General features: G+C 63.8%; 21 protein-coding genes. 8 read left to right on the top strand and 13 right to left on the bottom strand.

Annotation, left to right across the window (positions count from 1 at the left end; all coding sequences use genetic code 11):
* Positions 1 to 50: 50 nt before the first annotated feature.
* The 3 genes from mltG to WJS89_RS00275 all read right to left on the bottom strand — a co-directional run bounded on the left by mltG (position 51) and on the right by WJS89_RS00275 (position 2,618).
* Entirely contained in the window at positions 51 to 1,016 is a 966-nt protein-coding gene (mltG, locus tag WJS89_RS00285; protein ID WP_346338937.1) for an endolytic transglycosylase MltG, read from the bottom strand.
* Between the two features lie 3 nt (positions 1,017 to 1,019).
* Positions 1,020 to 2,282, bottom strand: a complete 1,263-nt coding sequence (gene fabF, locus WJS89_RS00280; protein WP_346338936.1) for a beta-ketoacyl-ACP synthase II — start codon at positions 2,280 to 2,282, stop codon at positions 1,020 to 1,022.
* A gap of 99 nt (positions 2,283 to 2,381) precedes the next feature.
* Positions 2,382 to 2,618 carry an acyl carrier protein gene (locus WJS89_RS00275; protein ID WP_346338935.1) on the bottom strand — a complete coding sequence of 79 codons (237 nt, stop codon included), beginning with the start codon at positions 2,616 to 2,618 and terminating at the stop codon, positions 2,382 to 2,384.
* A 95-nt stretch (positions 2,619 to 2,713) separates the two neighbouring features.
* Here WJS89_RS00275 and WJS89_RS00270 point away from each other — a divergent pair, with 95 nt between their 5' ends.
* From WJS89_RS00270 to WJS89_RS00260, 3 genes are all read left to right on the top strand, one after another.
* Entirely contained in the window at positions 2,714 to 3,169 is a 456-nt protein-coding gene (locus tag WJS89_RS00270; protein ID WP_431993407.1) for a vgr related protein, read from the top strand.
* A gap of 121 nt (positions 3,170 to 3,290) precedes the next feature.
* A complete protein-coding gene (locus WJS89_RS00265) occupies positions 3,291 to 5,678 on the top strand; it encodes a TonB-dependent receptor (RefSeq protein ID WP_346338933.1) in 2,388 nt (795 codons plus the stop codon).
* Between the two features lie 158 nt (positions 5,679 to 5,836).
* Positions 5,837 to 8,206 carry a DUF305 domain-containing protein gene (locus tag WJS89_RS00260; protein ID WP_346338932.1) on the top strand — a complete coding sequence of 790 codons (2,370 nt, stop codon included), beginning with the start codon at positions 5,837 to 5,839 and terminating at the stop codon, positions 8,204 to 8,206.
* Between the two features lie 69 nt (positions 8,207 to 8,275).
* Here WJS89_RS00260 and WJS89_RS00255 read toward each other — a convergent pair whose 3' ends face one another.
* The 3 genes from WJS89_RS00255 to WJS89_RS00245 form a co-directional block, all read right to left on the bottom strand.
* Positions 8,276 to 9,283: a mechanosensitive ion channel family protein gene (locus WJS89_RS00255; protein ID WP_346338931.1), complete on the bottom strand. Its 1,008-nt coding sequence runs from the start codon at positions 9,281 to 9,283 to the stop codon at positions 8,276 to 8,278.
* A gap of 67 nt (positions 9,284 to 9,350) precedes the next feature.
* Entirely contained in the window at positions 9,351 to 12,947 is a 3,597-nt protein-coding gene (locus WJS89_RS00250; protein WP_346338930.1) for an ABC transporter permease/M1 family aminopeptidase, read from the bottom strand.
* Between the two features lie 23 nt (positions 12,948 to 12,970).
* A complete protein-coding gene (locus WJS89_RS00245) occupies positions 12,971 to 13,843 on the bottom strand; it encodes an ABC transporter ATP-binding protein (protein ID WP_346338929.1) in 873 nt (290 codons plus the stop codon).
* Positions 13,844 to 13,965: 122 nt separating this feature from the next.
* Between WJS89_RS00245 and WJS89_RS00240 the strand changes: the two genes are divergently transcribed.
* Together WJS89_RS00240 and WJS89_RS00235 are read left to right on the top strand one after the other, a co-directional pair.
* Positions 13,966 to 14,976, top strand: coding sequence for an NAD-dependent epimerase/dehydratase family protein (locus tag WJS89_RS00240; protein WP_346338928.1), 1,011 nt, complete (start codon positions 13,966 to 13,968; stop codon positions 14,974 to 14,976).
* Positions 14,973 to 15,917 carry an NAD(P)H-dependent flavin oxidoreductase gene (locus WJS89_RS00235; RefSeq protein WP_346338927.1) on the top strand — a complete coding sequence of 315 codons (945 nt, stop codon included), beginning with the start codon at positions 14,973 to 14,975 and terminating at the stop codon, positions 15,915 to 15,917. The genes WJS89_RS00240 and WJS89_RS00235 overlap by 4 nt, the downstream gene beginning before the upstream one ends.
* Here WJS89_RS00235 and WJS89_RS00230 read toward each other — a convergent pair.
* The 4 genes from WJS89_RS00230 to WJS89_RS00215 form a co-directional block, all read right to left on the bottom strand.
* Positions 15,909 to 16,340 (bottom strand): acyl-CoA thioesterase, encoded by a 432-nt coding sequence (locus tag WJS89_RS00230; RefSeq protein ID WP_346338926.1) that lies wholly within the window; start codon positions 16,338 to 16,340, stop codon positions 15,909 to 15,911. The genes WJS89_RS00235 and WJS89_RS00230 overlap by 9 nt on opposite strands.
* Entirely contained in the window at positions 16,337 to 17,482 is a 1,146-nt protein-coding gene (locus WJS89_RS00225) for an iron-containing alcohol dehydrogenase (protein ID WP_346338925.1), read from the bottom strand. The genes WJS89_RS00230 and WJS89_RS00225 overlap by 4 nt, the downstream gene beginning before the upstream one ends.
* 10 nt (positions 17,483 to 17,492) lie before the next feature.
* On the bottom strand, positions 17,493 to 18,002 hold the full coding sequence (locus tag WJS89_RS00220) for a DUF1465 family protein (RefSeq protein ID WP_346338924.1): 510 nt from the start codon (positions 18,000 to 18,002) through the stop codon (positions 17,493 to 17,495).
* A gap of 72 nt (positions 18,003 to 18,074) precedes the next feature.
* Positions 18,075 to 18,272 (bottom strand): YdcH family protein, encoded by a 198-nt coding sequence (locus WJS89_RS00215; RefSeq protein WP_346338923.1) that lies wholly within the window; start codon positions 18,270 to 18,272, stop codon positions 18,075 to 18,077.
* Between the two features lie 167 nt (positions 18,273 to 18,439).
* On the opposite strand from WJS89_RS00215, the gene WJS89_RS00210 reads away from it, so the two are divergent.
* Positions 18,440 to 18,595 carry a YdcH family protein gene (locus WJS89_RS00210; protein ID WP_346338922.1) on the top strand — a complete coding sequence of 52 codons (156 nt, stop codon included), beginning with the start codon at positions 18,440 to 18,442 and terminating at the stop codon, positions 18,593 to 18,595.
* A 73-nt stretch (positions 18,596 to 18,668) separates the two neighbouring features.
* Here the strand turns inward: WJS89_RS00210 and dksA are convergent, their stop codons facing one another.
* Positions 18,669 to 19,136 carry an RNA polymerase-binding protein DksA gene (dksA, locus tag WJS89_RS00205; RefSeq protein ID WP_431993402.1) on the bottom strand — a complete coding sequence of 156 codons (468 nt, stop codon included), beginning with the start codon at positions 19,134 to 19,136 and terminating at the stop codon, positions 18,669 to 18,671.
* Positions 19,137 to 19,395: 259 nt separating this feature from the next.
* On the opposite strand from dksA, the gene surE reads away from it, so the two are divergent.
* Entirely contained in the window at positions 19,396 to 20,160 is a 765-nt protein-coding gene (gene surE, locus WJS89_RS00200) for a 5'/3'-nucleotidase SurE (protein ID WP_346338921.1), read from the top strand.
* On the opposite strand, the gene WJS89_RS00195 is transcribed toward surE, so the two are convergent.
* Complete coding sequence (locus WJS89_RS00195) at positions 20,157 to 20,876, bottom strand: metallophosphoesterase family protein (RefSeq protein WP_346338920.1); 720 nt, start codon at positions 20,874 to 20,876, stop codon at positions 20,157 to 20,159. The genes surE and WJS89_RS00195 overlap by 4 nt on opposite strands.
* Before the next feature lie 109 nt (positions 20,877 to 20,985).
* Between WJS89_RS00195 and WJS89_RS00190 the strand changes: the two genes are divergently transcribed.
* Positions 20,986 to 22,290 (top strand): UDP-glucose dehydrogenase family protein, encoded by a 1,305-nt coding sequence (locus WJS89_RS00190; RefSeq protein WP_346338919.1) that lies wholly within the window; start codon positions 20,986 to 20,988, stop codon positions 22,288 to 22,290.
* On the opposite strand, the gene apaG is transcribed toward WJS89_RS00190, so the two are convergent.
* Positions 22,287 to 22,706, bottom strand: coding sequence for a Co2+/Mg2+ efflux protein ApaG (apaG, locus tag WJS89_RS00185; protein WP_346338918.1), 420 nt, complete (start codon positions 22,704 to 22,706; stop codon positions 22,287 to 22,289). The two genes, WJS89_RS00190 and apaG, sit on opposite strands and share 4 nt — an antisense overlap.
* Positions 22,707 to 22,712: the final 6 nt, after the last annotated feature.

Raw genomic sequence — 22,712 nt, 5'->3', positions numbered from 1 at the left:
TTGCGTCACGGTCTGCCCTGCGCGGCAACGGCCGTCACCCAAAGGCTAGGCTACATTTCGCCGCGCTGGCGCCGAATGGCATACCATTTCGCGACGTTGCGGTTATGCTCCTCGAGCGTATCCGCGAAGATATGCCCGCCCGTCCCGTCCGCCACGAAGTACAGCGCATCGGTCTGCGCCGGATCGAGCACCGCGGCGATGCTTTCGCGCCCCGGGTTTGCGATCGGCCCTGCCGGCAATCCTGCCATGGCATAGGTGTTGTAGTCGTTGACGTCCTGGAGCTCCGAGCGTCGGATCCGGCGTCCGAGAGGCGTACCCTTGGTGATCGGGTAAATGACCGTCGGGTCGGCATCGAGCTTCATGCCGATGCGGACGCGGTTGGAATAGACACCCGCTACCATACGTCGCTCGGACGGCTTTGCCGTTTCCTTTTCAACGATTGAGGCGAGAATGACCGCCTCCGCCGGCGTCTGGACGACCGACCGCGCGGTGCGTGTCGGCCAGAGTTCCTCGAGCGTCTTGCTCATCGCTTCCTGCATCCGGGCAATCAACGCCTCCCGCGTGTCGCCGCGCTGGAAGCTGTAGGTCTGCGGCAGGATCGTCCCTTCGGGCGGAAGCGGTGCCTCTCCTTCGAGCAGGTCGGTGTCCGCGACCTTCTCCTGCACGAGAATCGACGGCCACCCCTCGGGAATGGTGACGAAGCGCTGCACCGGCGTCCCATGCTGGACGATATCGAGGATTCCCGCGGCGCTGGTGCCCGGCGGGATGGTGAACTCCCCCGCCTGAATGGGGTCGCTGCTGCCAAGGCCACGCGCCATCAGGCTCCATAGCCCCGGCGAAAGCGAAATCTGGTCATTGTCGGCGAGTTCCGCGCCGAGGCCGCTGACGCTCTGCCCTTCGGTGACGATCAGCCCCGTTTCCTCGTCGGTCGGGCCGCTGCCCCACCACATATAGGAAAGCGCCGCAGCGGCGATCACGCCCAAAAGGACGAGGACGATGAGCAGCCGCTTGAGCATGGCCTAGTCCTCGACCCGCTTGACGATCAGGCTCGCATTGGTGCCGCCAAAGCCGAAGCTGTTGTTGAGCGCCGCGCGCACCTCGCGCTTCTTGGCGGTCAGCGGCACGAGATCGACACCTTCGGTACCCTCGTCGGGGTTGTGCAGGTTGAGCGTGGGCGGAACGATCTGGTCGCGGATCGCGAGGATGCAGAAGATCGATTCCACTGCGCCCGCACCGCCAAGGAGGTGGCCGATCGCCGACTTTGTCGAGCTCATCGACGCACCGCCGATATCGTCGCCGAACAGCCGCTTCACCGCGCCGAGCTCGATCGTATCGGCCATCGTCGAGGTCCCGTGAGCGTTGATATAGTCGATGTCCGACGGCTCCATGCCGGCCTTCTTGAGTGCCGCTTCCATCGAGCGGTACGCGCCGTCGCCATCGGGGGCCGGAGCAGTCACATGATGCGCGTCGCCCGACAGGCCGTAGCCGACGACTTCGGCATAGATTTTCGCGCCGCGCGCCTTGGCATGCTCGTATTCCTCGAGCACGACGACGCCCGCGCCCTCGCCCATGACGAAGCCGTCGCGGTCCTTGTCGTAGGGGCGAGAAGCCTCGGTCGGCCGGTCGTTGAATGACGAGTTGAGCGCGCGCGCCTGCGCGAAGCCCGCCACGCCGATCGGGCAGATGGTCGCTTCGGCGCCGCCCGCCAGCATGATGTCGGCATCGTCGTCGCGGATCATCCGCGCCGCATCGCCGATCGAATGCGCGCCGGTCGAGCAGGCGGTGACGACGGCGTGGTTGGGGCCCTTCAGTCCGTACTTGATCGAGACCTGCCCCGAGATGAGGTTGATGAGACGCCCGTGGACGAAGTGCGGGCTGACGCGGCCCGGCCCCTTCTCCGCCAGCACGAGGCTCTCGCTCTCGATGCCCGGCAGGCCGCCGATGCCCGAGCCGATCGAACAGCCCGCGCGCAGCTTCATCTCCTCGGACATGTCCTCGAGACCCGCATCCTCGATCGCCTGCCCTGCGGCGTCGATGCCGTAGACGATGAACGGATCGACCTGTCGCTGGACCTTGTGATCGACGCGCTTGTCGGGATCGAACCCATCTTCATGGTCGGCCGGTTTCACCTCGCAGGCGATGTGGCATTTGTGGCCTTCGGTGTCGAAGCGGGTGATCTTGCCCGCGCCGGACTTGCCCGCGATGATATTCTTCCAGCTGGTCTCGACGTCGCCCCCCAAAGGAGTGACGAGCCCGAGCCCGGTGATCACGACACGCCGCATAGATCGCTCTCCAATACGCAAAGGCCCGACCCCTCGCTTTCCGAGGAGCCGGGCCAGAGCATTCGCTTCCCGGCCCCTCGTCGGGGGTCGGCGGGGCGCTTAGCCCTTGTTGTTCTCGATGTAGACGATCGCGTCGTTGACGGTCGCGATGTCCTCGGCCGCGTCGTCGGGAATTTCGACGCCGAATTCTTCCTCGAACGCCATGACCAGCTCGACGATGTCGAGGCTGTCGGCACCGAGATCATCGATGAAGCGCGCGTCCTTGGTGACCTTCTCGGCATCGACGCCGAGATGCTCGACGACGATCTTCTTCACCCGATCGGCAGTATCGCTCATGAAATATTCCTCCATTGAAAAGTTGAGGATGCCCTAGCGTGGGGTGCTGCCTTGGGCAAGTGGTTGGCGAACGGAGGGCTCTCGACTAGGGAATCATGGCAATGAGCGAGCGCCGCCCCCTGACGCCCGGAGAGATCGAGCTCGCGCGAACCATGTTCGGTGGGTCGATCGACTATTCGAAGGTCGAACTGGTTCGCGGCAAATGGATCTTCTTCCAGCCGCGCGGGGTCGTCATGGCGCCTACGGGCAACATCCATTTCCATCCCGATAGCGATCGGTGGAGCGACGATTTCGCCAAGGAAAAGCTTACCCAGCAGGGCCTGTTCATCCACGAAATGACTCATGTCTGGCAAACCCAGCGCGCCGGAAAATGGTATCTGCCGCTGATCCGGCACCCCTTCTGTCGCTATGGCTACGAACTCAGGGAAGGCCGCCCTTTCCTGCGCTACGGGATCGAACAGCAGGCAGAGATCGTGAAGCACCGCTTCTACGCAAATCGTGGATTCAAGGTCGCGCAGTCACCCCCTCCCGAACTGCTCCCGTTCATCTGAGAAAATCGTGCTGTAACCAGTTTGTCACAGTCGCTCGCGATTCGTCCGCATGCGCTGGAATTAAGCGAAAAAACGGCGCATGATCGGGCCTCTTTGATGCTTCGACTTGGGGGGTCTGATCATGAAAAAGCTGCACGCATTCTACGCAACCGTCGCATCGGCCGCGCTCTTCGCCGCCACGCCCGCGCTCGCCCAATCGACCGAAGAGGCGGAGGCGCAGGCGGCCAACCAGCCCGACGACGACGAGCCCGACACGATCATCGTCACCGCGATCAAGCGCGCGGTGAACCTTCAGGACATTCCCTTCTCGATCGACGCGCAGACGCAGGAAGACATCGAGCGCGCCAACGCCTCGACGGTCGAGGAACTGTCGCGCAACGTCGCCGGTCTCTCCATCCAGAACCTCGGGCCGGGCCAGAGCCAGGTTTCGGTGCGCGGCGTGTCTGCCGGACAGGTCGTCCGCGACCAGCCGGGCGTCAAGGAGCAGGTCGGCATCTATCTCGACGAAAGCGTCATCTCCCTGTCGCTGTTCACGCCCGACATCGACCTGTTCGACCTCAACCGCGTCGAGACGCTGCGCGGCCCGCAGGGCACGCTTTTCGGTTCGGGGAGCGTCGGCGGGACGCTTCGCTACATCACCAACCAGCCGACGACGCTGCGCAACGAAGCGATGGTCGAGGGCAATCTCAACATCGTCGAGGGCGGCGGCATGGGCGGCCACGTCAAGGCGATGGTCAACGCGCCGATCAACGAGGACAATGCCATCCGCCTCGTCGGCTACTGGCAAGAATTCCCGGGCTGGATCGACGCCTTCGGCCCGGCCGGCGGCGACAACAAGAATTCGGGGCAGCGCCGCGGGTTTCGCGCTTCTTTCCTGAGCGAGCCGGTCGAGGGCCTGCGCCTGACGCCGCGCGTCGTGTACCAGAACGTCCACGCCGACGGCTTCAACCGCGCCGAATTCTTCAACCTCTATTCGAACGAATTCACGACGCCTGCGCGGGTCTACGGGGACGACGAGCAATATCTCCTCCTCGAGGAATCGTTCAACGACGACTTCCTGCTCGCTGACTTCGTCGCCTCGCTCGATCTTGGCGGCGTCGAAGTGACGAGCGTGACCAGCTACACCGATCGTTCGATCCTCGTGTCGCGCGATGCCTCGGCGCTGACCGGCTCGGTGTCGGTCGATCTCGGTTTCCCTGCGGCAGCGGTGAATACGCCCTCGAACCTGCGCGATACGACCGATCTGGAACAGTGGACTCAGGAGCTGCGCCTGGGTTCGACGGGCGAAGGACCTTTTCAGTGGATCTTCGGCGGCTTCTATTCCGATACCAAGCGCGACTATTCGCAAACGCTTCCCACCCCGGGCTACGATGCCTTCACCGACGCGGTGCTCGGCGCCGGCACGTCGGCGGCGGTGAGCAATGGCATCGCACTGCCCGACAGCCCCTACAACGCCTTCCTGCCCTATGACATCAGCCAGATCGCGGTGTTCGGCGAGGCGAGCTACGATTTCGGAATGCTCATCGCCACCTTGGGCGGACGCTATTACGACTTCGAGGAAGAACGCAGCTTCACCTCGGGCGGTTTGTTCGCGGGCGGCGACAACCAGTCCGACCGCACGACTTCGGACGGGTTCAGTCCGCGCGCGATGCTGTCGTTCGAGCCCAACGAGGATCTGCTCATCAGCGCGCAGGCATCGAAGGGCTTCCGCTTGGGCGGGGTCAACGATCCGCTGAACATCCCGCTCTGCTCGCCCGGTGATGCATCGCTGTTCGGCGGCTTCCAGAACTATGACGACGAAACGCTCTGGAACTACGAGCTGGGCGCCAAATATTCGGCGGGCCCGATCACGCTCAACGGCGCGGTGTTCCACACCGAGATCAGCAACCTGCAGGTCACGCTCGATGCGGGCAGCTGCTCCTCGCGCATCGTTTTCAACGTCGAGGATGCGCATACGACGGGGATCGAGGGCGAGTTCTCCGCCGACCTGTTGAGCGGCCTCTCGCTCTCGGTCGCCGGCTCTTACGTCCAAGCCGAGTTCGACACCACGCTGCCCGAGCCGCTCGCCACCAGCACCGGGATCCGCGCCGGCAACCGGCTCCCCTCGGTGCCCGAACTGCAGCTTGCCGCAACCGCCACGTACACGACCCAGGTGTCGCGCACGGCCGATTTCTACGTCTCGGCGACCGCGCAGCATGTGGGCTCGCGTTTCACTCAGCCGGCCGACCAGGAGAACAATCCGCGCACCTTCAACCCCGGCCTGCCCTTCAATGGCATGACGGGGAACGAGAGCATCACGGTCGATCTGGAACTGCCGAGCTACCAGCTGGTGGACCTGTCGGCGGGCGTGGAATTCGACTCCGGCCTCGACGTTGTTCTGTACGTGAAGAACCTGCTCGACGAGACGCCGCTGCTGTCGTTCGACCGCGAACGTGGCGGCCGGGCGCGCCTCGCCTACCAGGTCGGCCAGCCGCGCACCTTCGGGCTGACGCTGCGGAATCGCTTCTAACCAAGCATCCAGGAGGGGGGCGCTCGCGACGGGCGCCCCTTTTTTGTGCCGTTCGTCGAAAAGCCGTGGAGAATGTCGCGCAATCTCCGCTGTGCGATTGCCTTTCCGCCTCACGTGGTCATGATGCGTCCCGAATGACAACCGAGGGACCCATCGCCATGACACGCACACATTTCTTCGCCGCCGGCACCTGCCTCCTGTCGATCGCGTTGGCCGCACCGGCCTCCGCGCAGGAAGCGCGGATCGTCCAGCCCGGCGCCCCCGGGCAAGCCTCCCGCACGCTGAGCGCAGAGGAAGCGGGCCGCATTGCGGACACCTCCTACATCGACGCCGATGTCGAGTTCATGCAGGGCATGATCCATCATCATTACCAGGCCGTGCAGATGTCGGATCTCATCGAAGGCCGGAGCGACAATCCGAAGATCGCGGAGGCCGCAGGCCGCATTCTGGCGAGCCAGGACGATGAGATCGAGTTCATGCAGAATTGGCTCTCGCAGCGCGGCGAACATGCGCCCAACCCCGCCGACCATGCGGGCATGTCGCATCATCAGGCGGCCCAGCATCACGCGGGCGGGATGGGCCATGAGATGATGGCGGGCATGGCGGGCATGGCGACGCCCGAGCAGATGGCCGCTCTTTCCGCGGCCCGCGGCGCCGATTTCGACCGGATGTTCCTTCAGCTCATGATTGCGCATCACGAAGGCGCGCTCGACATGGTCAACACCCTGTTCCGCACGCAGGGCAGCGCCCGCGATCCGCAGCTTGTCGAATTCGCCAATGATGTACGCGGCGATCAGCAAGCCGAAATTTCGAAGATGAACATGCTTCTTGCCAGCAATTCGACCGACGCGCGTGTCGGCCTTGCGGCGGGCTATGACGACGCCGGCGAAGCCATCTGGAACCTTCAGAAGGTCGCCAGCCTTCCCAAGCCGCCGGGCTTCTTCGACCCGGCCAACCCCGCCGACCTTCCGCCGATGCGGACCGGCGAGGATGGCGAGCAGACCCCGATGTGGAACGCGCGTTCGCCGCTCCTCTCGTTCAGCCAGACAGACATGGCGTTCCGCGACGACCTGCTCGTGACGGGCAATTATCACGGTTTCAACATCTACCGTCTGGACGAAGGTATGCCCGAACTGATGAGTTCGGTCGTCTGCCCCGGCGGACAGGGCGACGTTTCGGTCGTCGGCGACCTTCTGATCATGTCGGTCGAACAGGGACGTGGTCGCGTCGACTGCGGACGGCAGGGCGTCAACGAGGACGTGTCGGCCGAACGTTTCCGCGGGATCCGCATCTTTGACATCAGCGACCTTACCGCTCCCCGCCAGGTCGGCCTGGTGCAGACCTGCCGCGGAAGCCATACCCATTCGGTGGTCGACGCCAACGACGCACGCATCATCGTCTACAATTCGGGCACCAGCTACGTGCGCGATGAAGAGGAACTGGCGGGCTGCATCTACGGCGCGCCCGATGACGACCGTAACGCACTCTTCTCCATCGACGTGATCGAGATTCCCGTCGCCAACCCCGCGGCGGCCCGGATCGTTGATCGTCCGCGAATCTTCGCCGACGACGGCAAGATCGCCGGCCTCTGGATGGGCGGAAGTCACGGCGAAGGCACGCAGGAAACCAACCAGACCAACCAGTGCCACGACATCACCGTGTTCCCGGCCAAGAATATCGCGGCCGGCGCCTGCTCGGGCAACGGGATCATCCTCGATATCTCGAACCCGATGAAGCCCAAGCGCCTCGACGCCGTGACCGACGACGGCTTCGCCTATTGGCACTCGGCAACCTTTAACAACGATGGTACCAAGGTCATCTTCACCGACGAATGGGGCGGCGGCGGTCGTCCGCGTTGTCGGGCCTCCGACCCGATGACCTGGGGCGCCGATGCCATCTACGACATCGAGAACGGGAAACTCACCTTCAAGAACCACTACAAGATGCCGGCGGCACAGTCGGAGCAGGAGAATTGCGTTGCCCATAACGGGTCGGCAATTCCGGTGCCGGGCCGCGATATCTTCGCGCAGGCATGGTATCAGGGCGGCATCTCGATCATGGACTTCACCGACAGCGCCAACCCGACCGAGATTGCCTATTTCGATCGCGGCCCCATCCATCCCGAACAGATGGCGATGGGCGGCTACTGGTCGACCTATTTCTACGACGGCTATCTCTACGGTACCGAGATCGCGCGCGGCCTCGACATTTTCGCGCTCGAACCCTCCGACTGGATGACCGAGAACGAGATCGCGGCGACGAAGCTGGCGCAATATCCTGACGGCACGTTCAATCCGCAGACGCAGACGATCGTCAGCTGGCCCGCAGTGCCGGTCGTGGCGAAGGCCTATCTCGACCAGCTGGAGCGCAGCGGCGGCCTCGAAGCGGCCCGGATCGCCGAAGTGCGCGCTGCGCTCGATGCCGGTGATATGGACCGGCTCGGCGTCCTCGCGTCGGCGGTGGATGGCGCGGGCAAGCGCAAGATGCTTGCCGAAACGCTGCGCGGCATCGTCGGTGCTGGCGGCTAAGTCACCCGGTCACAAATTCGACTGTCGAAAGGGGCAGCCGCGGCAAACCCGCGCTGCCCCTTTTTCTTGTCAGACTTCCTCGATGGTACCCGGGCGTCCCTTGTTCGCATCGCCGTCGCCGGGCCGGTCGAGCTTGTAGCGCGGGCGAGGATTGTCGTTGGTCTTCGGCCAGCCCTCGCGCTGTCCGGCACGGTCGCCGTCGGTTTCCTCGGTCTGGTCGTGGAAGAGCAGGACGTTGGTTTCGAACGGCATGTCGATGCCCGCCTTGGTGAGCGCATACGCCACATTCTCGATGACGCGGCTCGATGTCTGCACCTCGTCGCCACGCACGCTATTGTGCCACCAGCGCGCACGGATCGAGATCCAGCTTGCGGCGAGATCGACCACCAGCACGTCGGGCGCGGGATCGGAAAGCACGCCCTCGGTTCCGCGAACGGCGTCGAGGATCACTTTTTTCGCTTCGCGGATATCGTCGCCATAGCCGATGCCGACGTCATACTGGCTGCGGCGGTTCTCGTAGGCGCTCCAGACCTTGAGCGGGTCCGAGTAGATCTGGCTGTTGGGAATGATGATCCGACGGTTGTCGAAGGTGCGGATGAAGGTCGCGCGTGTCTCGATCGCCTCGACCCGGCCTCGATAGTCGCCGCTCTCGATTTCGTCGCCGACCCGAAACGGCTGGCGGATGAGAATGAGGATCCCGGCCAGCAGGTTGGAGAAGATGTCCTGGAACGCGAACCCGATGGCGAGGCCGCCGATCCCCAGACCGCCGATCAACTGCGCCGGCGTGAGGGAGGGGATGACCACGGTCAGCGCGATGAAAAGGCCGACGAGGAGCACGACCCAATAGGCCACGCGCCCGAACACCGTGGACAGGGCACTTCCGCTGTCTCCGAACCGCGATCGCTGGATGGCGCCGCGCACCACGCGCGCGATCACCACGAAGGCGACGAAGACGACGATCCCGATCCCGATCTTGGGCAGCACCGCGAAGAAGCCGTCGACGATCCCGTTGATGGTGGCGACGCTCTCGCCGATGTCGGCACTGATATCGGGCTGGGCGGTTTGGTTGGCTGCCATTTAGGATCATCCCCCGGTCGGTCGGTTCATTTCCCCTTTAACCGTCCGACCGGGGGGCGAGGTTCCCTTAGCTCGCCGGAACCGCCTGCACATTGTCGTCCGAGTTGCGGTCGATCGTGAAATTGTACGGGTCGACACCGACATAGGCGGGCCGGGTCTTGGAGGTCAGTTGGACCTTCGTCTTTCCACTTCCGATCCGCCGCGTCTCCATCGCCAGGACGTCGCCGCTGTCGAAGGTTCCGAAGCCCGGGCGCGCGGCGAAAAGTCCGAGCATGACGGGCTCGTCGAGCTTTACCTCGGTTTCCTTTCCCTCGCCGTCCGCTTCGTACTTGGCGGCCTCGACGGTGGCGGTGGTCACCCACGCATCCCCCACCTTGGCCGTTTCGACATCGCCAATCTTGTAGTCGGTCAGCACGATCTTCTCGAGCATGTCGGTGATGAGATCCTGATCTTCCTGCGAGGTCGCCTGCGCGCGCAGCGCGGCGATCACGTCGGTCGAGCGCGGATAGGGCGGGCCCTTGAAACGCCACTTGGCGACATAGTCGGCGAGCCCGGCGTTGACCTTGTCCTCGCCCATCCGCTCGGCCAGCAGATGCATCGCAAGCGCGCCCTTCTGGTAGTAGATATAGCCCTGGCTCTCGACCTTGGAGAGCGGCAATTCCTCGAGCGCCTCGCCCTTGCGGTTGCGCAGGTACCGGTCGAGCTCATACTTGAGGAAACGGCGCAGCTGATCGTCGCCCAGGCGCTCCTTCATCACCATGATCGCGGAATAACTCGCAAGCGTTTCGGTCGTCATCGCCGAGCCCTGGTTGAGACCCCCCAGGGCCTGATGCGCCCAATATTGATGCCCCAGTTCGTGCGCGATGACATAGGTCACGAAGTCGATGTCGTCCTCGCTCTCGATCTTCGAGCGGAAGCCGATATTCTCCGAATAGGGCATCGTGCCCGCAAAAGCCTGCGCGTAGCTCGAATAGGGGAATTCGATGATGCGCGCATAGTCGAACTGGTAGGGCCCGAACTCGCGCTGGTAATAGCCCAATGCGCTTTCCATCGCGTCCAGCATGCGCGGCACGTTCCACTCGTGGCCCTTCTGGTAATAGACCTCGAGCCCGATATCGCCGAACTGGCGCCGCGCGATCTCATACGTCCCCGACTGGATCGAGAAGAAATTGAGGATCGGCGAGGACGCGACGAAATGCGCGGTCCGGCGATCGCCTGAAACCGTATCGGACACGCGCTCGCCGGGCGCGATTGGCGTCTGGTCGGCATCGGTCGTGATGGTGATGTCCGAGCGTACCCAATCGGCGCCGATGTAATTCTGCCCCGAGCCCCACGGGTCGTCGAGCTTGGGCGGGCGCAGCTCGTCCGGCAGTCCCTGCCGCCGACGCGCCGTGCGATCCGACAGCATGCCGCTGCGATCCATTCCGATTACCGGCGCGAAGGCGCTATTGGTGAGGAACGTCACGTCGGGATTGAGGCCCGGGCGCGGACCGCCCGCGGTGAAGCCTTGACGGTGCAATTCGCTCTTGAACGTCAGGCTTGCGACCGCCCCCGGTTCGAGCGGACGCGCGAACTTGTAGATGCGATAGCCATAATCCTCGTCCTCGCTTTCGAGGCTGGCCCCCTCGACGTCGAGCGAAAGGAACTCCAGGTCCTCGCTGGTCTTGCGAACGTGAAGCCGGTCGATCGCCTCGTCGGTGTCGTTCTCGAGGCGATAGGCGCCGGTGACGATCATCCGATAGTCGTCCGGGTAAAGCTCGACGTCGAACTTGACGTCGGTGATCGCGGGCTGAGCCAGTTTCTCGTACTTGAGGAAGCGGCGCTCATATTCGGCAAGCTTGGCCTCCGCGTCGTCACTCGTTTCGTAGGTGTTGAGGACGTTGGTATTGTAATAGGCATAGGCGCCCGTCGCGCCCATGCCGAGCAGCGCGGCCACGCCCGCAAGCACCGCGCCCCGCCCCATCTTGCCGTTGCGAAGCCGCGCGAAGCGCTGCCGCAACGACAGGTCGCCCCCGCGCGGCCACAGGAGATGCGCGGCGAGGACGAGGAGCAGCGCGAAGAAGCCCCAGTAGAGGTTGAGGACGATCATCCCCTCGTAGAAATGCGCGGGATCGACCATGTCGCTCAAGGGCACCGACGGGCTGTTGGCATAGACCAGCAGCGGGTGGTCGAGCCCCATGTTGCTCATCAGGATGACGGACAGGAACCATGCCAATAGCAGCCCCCAGCCGACATATTTGTTGGGGCTCAGGATCTGCAATGCGACCGCGAGAATGGCGATCAGCATCCCGTTGAAGGCCGCAGGGAAGATGAACCATGCGAACCATTTGCCGATGGCGAGGTCGGGCGTGCCGTTCGTCAGCATGTAGAACCAGCCGACCAGCATGCCGATGACGTTGATGCCGACAAGCACGAGGAAAATCGCCAGCACCTTCGGAATCGTCATCGCCCAGGCGGGCGTCGGCGTCGAGTCGACGATGTCGTTCAAGCGATGGTCGCGCTCGCGCCAGACCTGCTCGCCGCCGTAGAAGGCCGCTATGATGAGAATGAAGATCGAAAAGTTCGGACGCACCTGGCTCACCACCGACGCCACGGTCGGATAGAGGTCGTTGCCATAGGTCGTCGTCGCGCCCCAAAGGCCTGCGGCGGTGAACCCGATGGCGAGTAGGACCAGGACCGCAAGGCCGGGACTGCGCAGCATCTGGCGCATCTCGAGCAGGACGCGCGCCTTGAAGGGCTGCCACGGCGAGAGTGTTCCGGCGGGCGCGGCAATACTGCCGCCTCCCAGCGTGGGCGGCACGTTCGCGAGGGCGGCATCGCGCGCCTCGCGCTTGGCGGCCTTGCGCAGGCTGCGCTTCGAGGCCGGGCGCTGGGCGGGCGAGAACCGCCACCAGGCAAACACGAGCAGCGCGATGCCGAGTGCGATGATGAAAAGTCGGTTGAACAGCAAGTTGCCGTCCAGTGCGATCAGCCGCGTATTATACTCGGCGGTCGTCCAGTATCGGGTTGCAAGATCGAGCGCGCCGGACCCGAACGGATCGAACTTTGCGAAGGCACCTTCCAGCTCGGGATTTCCGCTGACGACGTCTCCGATCGTCAGATAGGCGAGAACCAGCGCGATCACGACGACGTAGCTCCACATCAGCGAGCGTGTGAGCGTCGCGACCGTGAACAGGGCGGCAGCGCAGAAGAACAGGTTCGGAAGCGACATGATGGCGAACGGCCAGGCGTAGTAGGACAGTACGTGAGGACCGATATTCTGCTGGTCCACCCACGGCATCAGCGAGCCGACGAAGAGCCCGAGCGGGATGGAGAGAAATCCCACGACAGAGGCGAGGAAGCTGCCGGTGAAACGGCCGAACAGCATCTCGGTCTTTCCGACAGGGGCCGATCGCATGATCGGCGCGAACCCCGATGCGTCATCGCGCACGATGGTGTTGGCGACGAAGCTCGTCAGGATGAACAGGTAGAAGACCGTGCTGGCGGCGAGCATCCCGAGAATGGGATAGGCGCCATTCTCCTTCACCACGCCGGGCGTACCGACCGACACGTTGTCGGATGCGGTCAGGCCGAAACCCAAAAGGAAGAACAGGAACACGCCGACCCAGAAGACGGGATTGCGGAGCTGGTAGCGAAATTCGAAAGCGGCGATGCGAGCAAGCATGATCCGGTCCCCTGCCCTTGCGACTACGCCGCGCGCCGGGTGTCGGCGAGCGTTGCGAAATAGACGTCCTCGAGGCCGCCCGAGACGGGTTCGGTTCCAGCAGGCTGCGTGTCGGCGAGGATGTGAACGATCGTTTTGCCCGCGAACAATCGGGTCGAGATCACCTCGTGATTGGCTTTCACCTCCTCCACCGCGTCATGCTCGACGGTTTTCTTCCAGACCCGTCCCCGAGTGCGGTCGATGAGATCGCTTGGGCGACCCTCGAGCTGGACCCGGCCCTGCGCGAGGACTGCCATGCGCGGGCAAAGATCGGCGACGTCGTCGACAATGTGGGTCGAGAGGATCACGACTTTTTCGTCACCGATCGCGGCCAGCAGGTTGAGGAAGCGGTTGCGCTCCTCGGGGTCGAGGCCCGCGGTCGGCTCGTCGACGATGATGAGATCGGGATCGCCGATCAGCGCCTGCGCGATACCGAAGCGCTGACGCATGCCGCCGGAGAAGCCCGCGATCGATTTCTTGCGCACGCCCCACAGGTTCGTCTGGTTGAGCAGCGTTTCGACGACGGCCTTGCGGTCCGAGGACGCGATGCCTTTCAACACCGCCATATGGTCGAGCATCTGATAGGCCGAGACACGGGGATAAACGCCAAAATCCTGCGGTAGATAACCGAGGCGGCGCCGAAGCACGTCGGGATCGGCGAGCACGTCGATCTCGTCGAATACGATCCGTCCCTCGCTGGGCGTCTGGAGCGTCGCGATCGTCCGCATGAGCGTCGACTTGCCCGCTCCGTTGGGCCCGAGGAGGCCATACATTCCCTTGGGGATTTCGAGCGACACGTCGTCCAATGCCCGCGTGCCGTTCGGATAGGTGTGGCTGAGATGGGAAACGTACAACATGGATTGCCCCCTGATAGTAACTCTTGATCGTCTCTCTGTCCTAGTTGGCTAGGACACTCAAGGCGGCTTCGACGAACGACAAACGTCTGGCGAGACTGTGACATTGTCGCTACGCATTGCGCATGACGATCCTCGTTACCGGCGCGGCTGGCTTCATCGGTGCTCATGTCGCGAAGGCGCTCCTCGAGCGCGGCGAGACGGTCCTCGGGATCGACAATCTCAACGCATATTACGACCCCTCGCTGAAACGCGCGCGGCTCGACTGGATCGGATCACCGGAGGGCTGGACCTTCGAGGAGGCCGACTTCTCGGACAGGAGCATGGTCGAGCGGCTTGCCTCCGACACCGACGTGCAGGCCATCGTCCATCTCGGCGCGCAGGCGGGCGTGCGCCACTCGATCGACGCGCCCCACGACTATGCCGACAGCAATCTCGTCGGCCAGCTCAACATCCTCGAACTGGCGCGCGCCAGGAACGTGCGCCATCTCGTCTATGCCAGCTCCAGTTCGGTCTACGGCGGCAACGAGGCCATGCCGTTCAGCGTCGAGAATCGCGTCGACCATCCGGTCTCGCTCTACGCTGCGAGCAAGCGTGCCGGCGAGCTGATGGCGGAGAGTTACGCGCATCTCTACCGCGTCCCGATGACGGGACTGCGCTTCTTCACCGTCTACGGTCCCTGGGGCCGCCCCGACATGGCGCTCTGGCTCTTCACGAAAGCCTTGTTCGAAGATGAGCCGCTGACGCTCTTCAACCATGGCAGGATGCGCCGCGATTTCACTTTTATCGACGATATCGTCGCGGGGGTGATCGCTTGCCTCGACCGGCCGCCGGCCGACGATCGATCGGTAAAGCCCGGCGGCTCGAAGGCTCCGCATGCCATCTTCAACATCGGCAACAATCGCCCCGAGGAGATCGGCGATCTCGTCGCGATCCTGGAACGCGCTACGGGACGGAAGGCCAAGGTGAAGATGGCCGACATGCAACCCGGCGACGTGCCTGCCACCTACGCCGATATCGACGCCTTCACCGCCGCGACCGGCTTCACGCCTTCGACGTCGCTCGAAGAGGGTGCCAGCGCGTTCGTGCGCTGGTATGCCGACTATCACGACCTCGACACGGGAGTTTCGACTTGAGCCTGCCCCCCCTTCTCCAGAACCTGCGTATCCCCGTCATCGGCGCGCCGCTCTTCATCATCTCGCACCCCGCGCTCGTCATCGCGCAGTGCAAAGCGGGGATCGTGGGCAGTTTTCCGGCCTTGAACGCCCGACCCGCCAGCCAGCTGGACGAATGGCTGGCCGAGATTACCGAGACGCTCGCCGCGCACGACGCCGAGAATCCCGACCGTCCGGCAGCGCCCTTCGCGGTCAACCAGATCGTCCATCCATCGAACACGCGGTGGGAGGAAGACCTCAAGCTCTGCGAGAAATACAAGGTGCCGCTCATCATCACCTCGCTTGGCGCGCGTGAGGAACTCAATACCGCAGTGCATGGCTGGGGCGGCATCACGCTCCATGACATCATCAACAACCGCTTCGCGCACAAGGCGCTCGAAAAGGGCGCGGACGGCCTCATCGCGGTGGCCAGCGGCGCAGGCGGTCATGCGGGCAAGCTGTCGCCCTTCGCGCTCATCCAGGAGATCCGCGAATTCTTCGACGGGCCGCTCTTCCTCTCGGGTTCGATCGCACATGGTGGCGCCGTGCTGGCGGCGCAGGCGATGGGCGCGGACGGCGCCTATATCGGCTCCCCCTTCATCGCCACGCATGAAGCGCGGGCGATGGACGAATATAAGCAGGAAATCGTCGAGAGCGGTGCGGACGATATCGTCGGCTCCTCGCTCTTCACCGGCGTCTGGGGCAATTATCTCAAGGGTTCGATCCGCAAGGCGGGCATGGATCCCGACGACCTGCCCGAGAGCGATCCGAGCAAGATGAATTTCGGCGGCGCCAAGGCCTGGAAGGACATCTGGGGATCGGGCCAGGGGATCGGCGCCGTCAAGGAGATCGTCGGCGCGGGTCAGCTCGTCGACCGGCTCGACACCGAATATCGAGCAGCGAGGAGCGGGCTCCTAGGCTAGGCGCTGGTAGGCTGCGCGCCACGTGTCGGGGATCGGCACGGGGCGCCGCGTGTTCGCATCGACGATGACGTGCGTGAACTGGCCCTCGCTCGCGGGCGCGGATTCCCCTTTCGCGAAGACGCCAAGTTGCCAGGTTACGCTCGATCCGCCGAGCCGCGCCACGCGCATGCCTACTTCCACGTCCTGCGGATAGGCGAGCGGCGCGAAGTAACGGCAGCCGGTCTCGACCACGAGGCCGATCGGGTCGCCGTGGATGTCGAGCATTCCCTGTTCGATCATCCAGCCATTCACCGCGCTGTCGAACCAGAAATAGTGCACGCTGTTGTTGACGTGCCCATAAGCGTCATTGTCGTTCCAGCGCGTCGTCTGCGCGATGAAGTGTCGATAATGATCGCGCGGGCGCGGGTCGGGGCGCGCGCTCACCACGCCGCCTCGTAGAGCCGCGCGGCATCGGCCTCGTCGATCGGGCACGGATTGTTCACCAGCAGCCGCTGCTGCTTCATCGCTTCGCGCGCCAGCATGGGGATATCCTCGCGCGGCACGTCATGGTCGCGAAGGCGCGGTTTGAGACCGCTCTCGACCACCAGTTCTTCAAGCCGTGCGATCAAGCGCTGCGTGCGTCCCTGGCTCGCTTCGTTGGCGCAACCCGGATCGAGGATCGGCGCCAGTTCGGCGTAAAGTTCGCGCGCCGCTTCGCTATTATGTTCGAGCACCGGCCGCAGCATCAGCGCATTCGATAGGCCGTGCGGCAGATGGTAGATTCCGCCCAGAGGGTAAGCGAGCGCATGGACGCCGGCGACCGGCGCATTGGCAAAGGCCAGCCCGGCAAGATGCGCTCCGAGCAGCATGGCGCCGCGGGCCTTGCGATCGTCCGGCTGCTCGCAGGCCGTCAGCAGATTGCCCGCCAGCAGCCCCAGCGCCTGTTTTGCCAGCATATCGCTCAGCGGGTTCTTCGCATGCGCCGAGGTGTATGCCTCGATCGCGTGCACCATCGCATCGATGCCGGTCGCAGCAGTGAGCGCACGCGGCTTGCCAATCGTGAGTTCAGGATCGAGCGCGGCCCAGCGCGCACCGATCGCGCGGGCGTTGACCCCGCGCTTTTCGCCCCCTTCACAGGTGATGATCGAGACGGGCGTGGCCTCCGAACCCGTCCCGGCGGTGGTCGGAACGAGAGCAAGCGGAAGCCCCTCGCCATTCGCTTGTTCGACCCCCCAGATGGAATCCAGCGGGTCGCCCGATCCGATGAGGTAGGCGGCAAGCTTCGCGACATCCATCGGACTGCCGCCGCCGAAGCCGACGACATGGCTCGCACCCGCCTCGCGTCCTGCGGCAACCGCGTCGAGCAAGGTCTTCTCCGAGGGGTCGGCCTCGACGGCATCGAAAATGCGTACGCCGCGACCTGTCGATGCGATGGCGTCGCGGTAGGGCGCGGCGAGGCCACTCTCGATCATATGGGTGTCGGTAACGAACAGACAGGCGCCATTGGGCAGCTCCTGCGCCAGCCGCTGCGCGATATTCTCGCCGCCGAGGATGGTGGGGCCTGGGTGGAAACGCCATTCGCTCATGGCGCGCAGACTAGGCGTCGAGTTTGCCCGACGACAAGTCCTTCGCGAGCCGACCCATCAGCGCGCGCGCCGGGCTATCGACCATTGCAGGCTCATGCTGGCCCTCGTCGAGACGCTTCACTCGGTCATACAGGTCGGCGCTCTCGCGGATGAGCCGCTGCGCCGAGGCGGGCAGTCGCTCGACCGTCTGCTCCTCGAACGCGTTGGCATGGCCGAGGCGCCGTTCGATGACGGCGCTTTCCTCGCGCGCGATCTCGCCCGCTTCGATGGCACGCTGCGTCAGGAGCCACGCGACGATATGCATGATCCGGGTCGTGACCTTGAGCGATTCGCAGGCAAAACCGACACGCGCCGCAGGCTCGAGCGTGTCGCGATCCTCGCGCCCCTTCCCGTCGAAATAGGTTCGCGCCTCATCGGCAAGCAGCATCGCTTCGGTGTATAGCGCATCGACCAGTCGCGGCGTGATCCGCGCCTCGCTCGCCCCGTAGGCGGTAGATGATGTGCCGCTCTCGATACCCATCCGCACCTTCTGCCCCATTAGGCGCCCGACTCCAACGGGTTGATCCAGCCCGATCCCGAAACGGGACAGATCTCAGGCGATGATGTCGGGCCTCATGTCGTCGGCCAGCTGGGCAATCTCGTCCTTCAACCGCAACTTGGCCTTCTTGAGCCGTGCAAGGTCGAGAACGTCGATACTCCCGCTCGCCTCGATTCGTTCGATTTCGCCGTCGAGCCGCCGGTGCTCGACACGCAATGCCTCGAGCAGGATCTTGGGATCGTCGTCGTTCATGCCTGCTTCCTATCGCAATTCGGACGTTGGTGCACCTCTCTACGCTCGCGACCAGCCGCGACGGTGCTGCGACCGGCGCCGAGTCGGGGTAACGACATTCGTTCTCGTTTGTGATTGGATGACCGTTCGCCCCGACTCAGGGGCCATGCGGAACGAAAGGACGCTTCATGGAAAATGCCCACGCTGCGGCACTCAACGAGAAACATCACAAGCTCGACCACCAGATCGAGATCGAGGAACATCGTCCGCAGCCGGATACGGCACTGATCCAGAAGCTGAAACGCGAGAAATTACGATTGAAGGATGAGTTGGCCAGCCAATAGCGGCACGCTCCGATCCACTAAAAAAGGCCGGCGCTCCACGTGGAGGCCGGCCTTTTTCTGTCTGTAGCGACGATCAGTCGGTGCGGTCGTCTCGGCTCACCCGCTCGGTGCGCTCGTGCTTTTCCTGCGCTTCCAGCGTCATGGTCGCGATCGGACGCGCTTCGAGGCGCGGCAGCGAGATGGGATCGCCCGTGACCGAGCAATAGCCGAACTCGTCGCTGTAAAGACGGCGGATGGCCGCATCAATCTTCGAGATGAGCTTGCGCTGACGGTCGCGCGTCCGCAGTTCGATCGACCAGTCGGTCTCGCTCGATGCGCGGTCCGCCAGATCCGGCTCGCGAAGGCTGTCGACCTGGAGCTGCGCCATCGTTGCGCGGCTTTCCTCGACGATCGATTCCTTCCAGTCCTTCAATTTGGCGAGGAAATATGCACGGTGCTTGGCACACATGAATTCCTCGTCATCGCTCGGCCGATAATCATCGTCGAGCACGATCTCGTCGAACTTGGGTTCGCCGTTCAGATCCTTGAGCGCTGTTGCCAAAATATCCTCCCCGATACTGCACTGCCGCCACCGCGGTTCAGGCCGGACGCGGCCCGCATCGCCGAAGCGAATTTCTTCCGGCATATCCGACACTTAAGGCGATGCCGCTGCCCCGCCGACCCTGTAGCTAGTTTCCTCCAGCTTAACAAGCGCTGACCTTAACATGAGCCAATTAACGGGTGAGTGTTGCAGCAGGGTTTCATCGTGATGGCACAATCGGGGCTTGCACGATCCTGCACCTGTCCCGACATTGGCTGCCATGCGGATCCTGCTGACCAACGACGACGGTATTCACGCGCCCGGATTTTCGGTGCTCGAGGAGATCGCCGCCCCCTTCGCCAGCGACTTGTGGGCGGTCGCGCCCGCAGAGGAGCAATCGGGCGCGGGCCATAGTCTTACGCTCACACGGCCGTTGCGCATCCGGCGGCATGGCGAGCAGCGGTTCGCGGTGACGGGCACGCCCACCGACGCGGTCATGCTTGCGCTCGGGCATCTCATGACGGGCGACAAGCGCCCCGACCTGATCCTCTCCGGCATCAACCGCGGCGCCAACCTTGGCGAAGACGTGACCTATTCGGGGACGGTCTCGGCAGCGATGGAGGGAACGCTCGCGGGCATTCCCGCCATCGCGTTGAGCCAGTGCAGCATGGCCCCCGGCACCAGCGACGGAGTGAAATGGGAAGCGGCGCGGCAATGGGCGCCCAAGGTTCTCAAAAAGCTGCTCGATGTCCTTCCCCAGCGGGGAACCCTCCTCAACGTGAACTTTCCGCCGCTACCGCCCGAGGAGGTGCGCGGGGTCAAAGTCTGCGACCAGGGCTTCAGAGACTATTCGCGCCTGAACGTCATCGAGCGCAAGGATCCGCGCGGCTTCAACTATTACTGGTTCGGTACGGGCGAGACGATCGAAACGCCGGGACATCGCACCGACCTCGAAGTCATCGCCGACGGCTATGTCGCCGTGACGCCGCTGCACCTCGACATGACCCACCGGCCCAGCCTCGAGGAATATCGCGGGCTGTTCTAGCTCGTCAGGAAGTCGACCCGATCCTCTTCCAGACGAACGGCGGTAAGCGTGCCGCTCGCATAGCAGCCCGTATCCACGCCGATGCGATTCTTCTTCCTCTGCGGCTTGTCGCTGACGGTATGGCCGTGGACCACGATCACACCATGGTCCTTCTTCGACTTGAGAAAATCGTCGCGGATCCAGATGAGGTCACGGTCCTTCTGCTCCGATAGCGGCACGCCCGGACGGATGCCGGCATGGACGAACAGATAGTCGCCGATCTTCTTCGACACCTTGAGCGAGCGGAAGAAGTCGAGATGCGTGTCCGGGACGTGCCGCGCGATGAGCTTCTTCACCGAAGGCGTGTTGAACAACGCCTTCTTGTCGACACCATAGCTTTCCAGAGTCTGGATACCGCCATAAGCGAGCCAGCCCAGCGCCTTTCCTTCCAGCGCTTCGAGCATGGCGATTTCGTGGTTGCCGACCAGGAAATGCTGTTTCGTGCCCGGAAGATCGCCCGTCACGAGACGCTCCACCACGCCCGCGCTATCAGGGCCGCGATCGATATAGTCACCGAGGAACACCAAGTGTGCCTTACCCCCGTAGCCATCGAGATCCGCACCGATGCGCTTGAGCAACCTGTTCAACTGTTTGGCGCAGCCGTGAACGTCACCGATCGCGTAGACGCGGCGGCCGGGTTTGAGCGGCAGTGCGGAGGTGGCGACGGACTTGCCCATTGCTCCAGCATGGGGGTGCGGGCGATTCGCCGCAATCGCCTTCGTCTTGCCCGTCACGCGGCGATTGCGTAGGGGAGCGCCAACCCCCGTATTCTTCAGGAGAATGTGCGTGAAGATCGTCGTCATCGGCACCGGCTATGTCGGGCTCGTCTCGGGCGCCTGTTTCGCCGATTTCGGCCACCAGGTGACCTGCGTGGACAAGGACCCCAAGAAGATCGAGATGCTCGAAGACGGCGTCATGCCGATCTGGGAGCCCGGTCTCGACAGCCTCGTCGATGCCAACGTCAAGAAGGGCCGGCTCCACTTCACGACCGAACTCTCGCCCGCCCTTCCCGATGCCGACGCCGTCTTCATCGCGGTCGGAACGCCCTCCCGCCGTGGCGACGGACATGCGGATTTGAGCTTCGTCTTCGCCGCAGTGAAAGAGCTGGCGCAAAAGCTCGAACACCCCGTCGTGGTCGTGACCAAGTCGACCGTTCCCGTTGGCACGGGCGATGAGATCGCGAAAATCCTGAAGGACGAGGGCGCGCCCGAAGGCTGCACCGTCGCCTCCAATCCCGAGTTCCTCCGTGAAGGCGCCGCGATTGCGGACTTCAAGCATCCCGATCGGATCCTCATCGGCGCCAACGACGAGCGCGCGCGCGACGTGCTGCGCGAAATCTATCGGCCGTTGTTCCTCAACAAGGCACCGATGCTTTTCGTCAGCCGTCGCACGGCCGAGTTGACGAAATATGCCGCCAACGCCTTCCTTGCGACCAAGATCAGCTTCATCAACGAGATGGCCGACCTTTGCGAGGCGGTCGGTGCCGACGTGCAGGACGTCGCTCGCGGCATCGGGCTCGACAATCGCATCGGTCCCAAATTTCTCCACGCAGGCCCCGGCTACGGTGGAAGCTGTTTCCCCAAGGATACGCTCGCCCTCCTGCGCACCGCCGAAGAAGCCGGCGTCGAGAACCAGATCGTCAATGCGGTCGTGAAGGTGAACGACGATCGCAAGAATGCCATGGCCGCGCGTGTCGCCAAGGCGTTGGGCGGGAGCGTCGCCGGCAAGACGATCGGGGTCCTCGGGCTGACCTTCAAACCCAATACGGACGACATGCGCGACGCGCCGTCGATTCCCCTCGTCAACATGCTGGTCGAGCAGGGCGCCAGCGTGCGTGCCTTCGATCCCGTCGGCATCGAGATGGCGAAGCCGCACCTTCCCGACGGCGTCCATTATGCCAGCAATGCCGAGGAAGCCGCCGAAGGTGCCGATGCGCTGGTCATCGTGACCGAGTGGGACGAATTCCGCGCGCTCGACCTGTCCACCATCGCAGACAGGATGAACGGCAAGGCGATCGTCGATCTACGCAACATCTACGACGCTGCCGAAGCCGACCGCGCGGGCCTAACCTATAGCGGTATCGGGCGCTAGCTGCCCGGTCCCTCGAGTTCGAAAAGCGGGATCGCGACTTCAAAGCCCCGCCCCTGGGCGTCAATCATCTGGAAACTGCCGACCATCGAGCCGTCGGGCGTATCGAGCGGGCAGCCCGAGACATAGTCGTGGCTCGCGCCCGGAGCGATGACCGGCATTTCGCCGACGACGCCTTCGCCGCGCACTTCCTGCCGGATCCCCGATCCGTCCTCGATCACCCAGTGACGGCTGATGAGTTGGACCGGTTGGTCGCCGTCATTCTCGATGCGGACATGGTAGGCCCAGAACCAGCGGCCGTCCTTGGGACTGGACTGGTCGGGCATGTAGTTCACGCTCACGCGAACCGTCACCTCGCCCGTCGTCGCGCAGTAGGGGAAGAAGGCCTCGAGGGCGCCGCGAAGGGGAGTATCTGCCATTGCGGC

It is taken from the genome of Sphingomicrobium aquimarinum (assembly GCF_039655735.1).
Taxonomy (GTDB): domain Bacteria; phylum Pseudomonadota; class Alphaproteobacteria; order Sphingomonadales; family Sphingomonadaceae; genus Sphingomicrobium; species Sphingomicrobium aquimarinum.
Note: the sequence above shows the minus strand (reverse complement) of the source record. Positions and strands in the feature narration are given on the sequence as shown.

Excerpts from the sequence above, each read along its gene's own strand:
- mltG (WP_346338937.1), bottom strand. The coding sequence starts at position 1,016 with ATGCTCAAGCGGCTGCTCATCGTCCTCGTCCTTTTGGGCGTGATCGCC.
- fabF (WP_346338936.1), bottom strand. The coding sequence starts at position 2,282 with ATGCGGCGTGTCGTGATCACCGGGCTCGGGCTCGTCACTCCTTTGGGG.
- WJS89_RS00275 (WP_346338935.1), bottom strand. The coding sequence starts at position 2,618 with ATGAGCGATACTGCCGATCGGGTGAAGAAGATCGTCGTCGAGCATCTC.
- WJS89_RS00270 (WP_431993407.1), top strand. The coding sequence starts at position 2,714 with ATGGCAATGAGCGAGCGCCGCCCCCTGACGCCCGGAGAGATCGAGCTC.
- WJS89_RS00265 (WP_346338933.1), top strand. The coding sequence starts at position 3,291 with ATGAAAAAGCTGCACGCATTCTACGCAACCGTCGCATCGGCCGCGCTC.
- WJS89_RS00260 (WP_346338932.1), top strand. The coding sequence starts at position 5,837 with ATGACACGCACACATTTCTTCGCCGCCGGCACCTGCCTCCTGTCGATC.
- WJS89_RS00255 (WP_346338931.1), bottom strand. The coding sequence starts at position 9,283 with ATGGCAGCCAACCAAACCGCCCAGCCCGATATCAGTGCCGACATCGGC.
- WJS89_RS00250 (WP_346338930.1), bottom strand. The coding sequence starts at position 12,947 with ATGCTTGCTCGCATCGCCGCTTTCGAATTTCGCTACCAGCTCCGCAAT.
- WJS89_RS00245 (WP_346338929.1), bottom strand. The coding sequence starts at position 13,843 with ATGTTGTACGTTTCCCATCTCAGCCACACCTATCCGAACGGCACGCGG.
- WJS89_RS00240 (WP_346338928.1), top strand. The coding sequence starts at position 13,966 with ATGACGATCCTCGTTACCGGCGCGGCTGGCTTCATCGGTGCTCATGTC.
- WJS89_RS00225 (WP_346338925.1), bottom strand. The coding sequence starts at position 17,482 with ATGAGCGAATGGCGTTTCCACCCAGGCCCCACCATCCTCGGCGGCGAG.
- WJS89_RS00220 (WP_346338924.1), bottom strand. The coding sequence starts at position 18,002 with ATGGGTATCGAGAGCGGCACATCATCTACCGCCTACGGGGCGAGCGAG.
- WJS89_RS00215 (WP_346338923.1), bottom strand. The coding sequence starts at position 18,272 with ATGAACGACGACGATCCCAAGATCCTGCTCGAGGCATTGCGTGTCGAG.
- WJS89_RS00210 (WP_346338922.1), top strand. The coding sequence starts at position 18,440 with ATGGAAAATGCCCACGCTGCGGCACTCAACGAGAAACATCACAAGCTC.
- surE (WP_346338921.1), top strand. The coding sequence starts at position 19,396 with ATGCGGATCCTGCTGACCAACGACGACGGTATTCACGCGCCCGGATTT.
- WJS89_RS00195 (WP_346338920.1), bottom strand. The coding sequence starts at position 20,876 with ATGGGCAAGTCCGTCGCCACCTCCGCACTGCCGCTCAAACCCGGCCGC.
- apaG (WP_346338918.1), bottom strand. The coding sequence starts at position 22,706 with ATGGCAGATACTCCCCTTCGCGGCGCCCTCGAGGCCTTCTTCCCCTAC.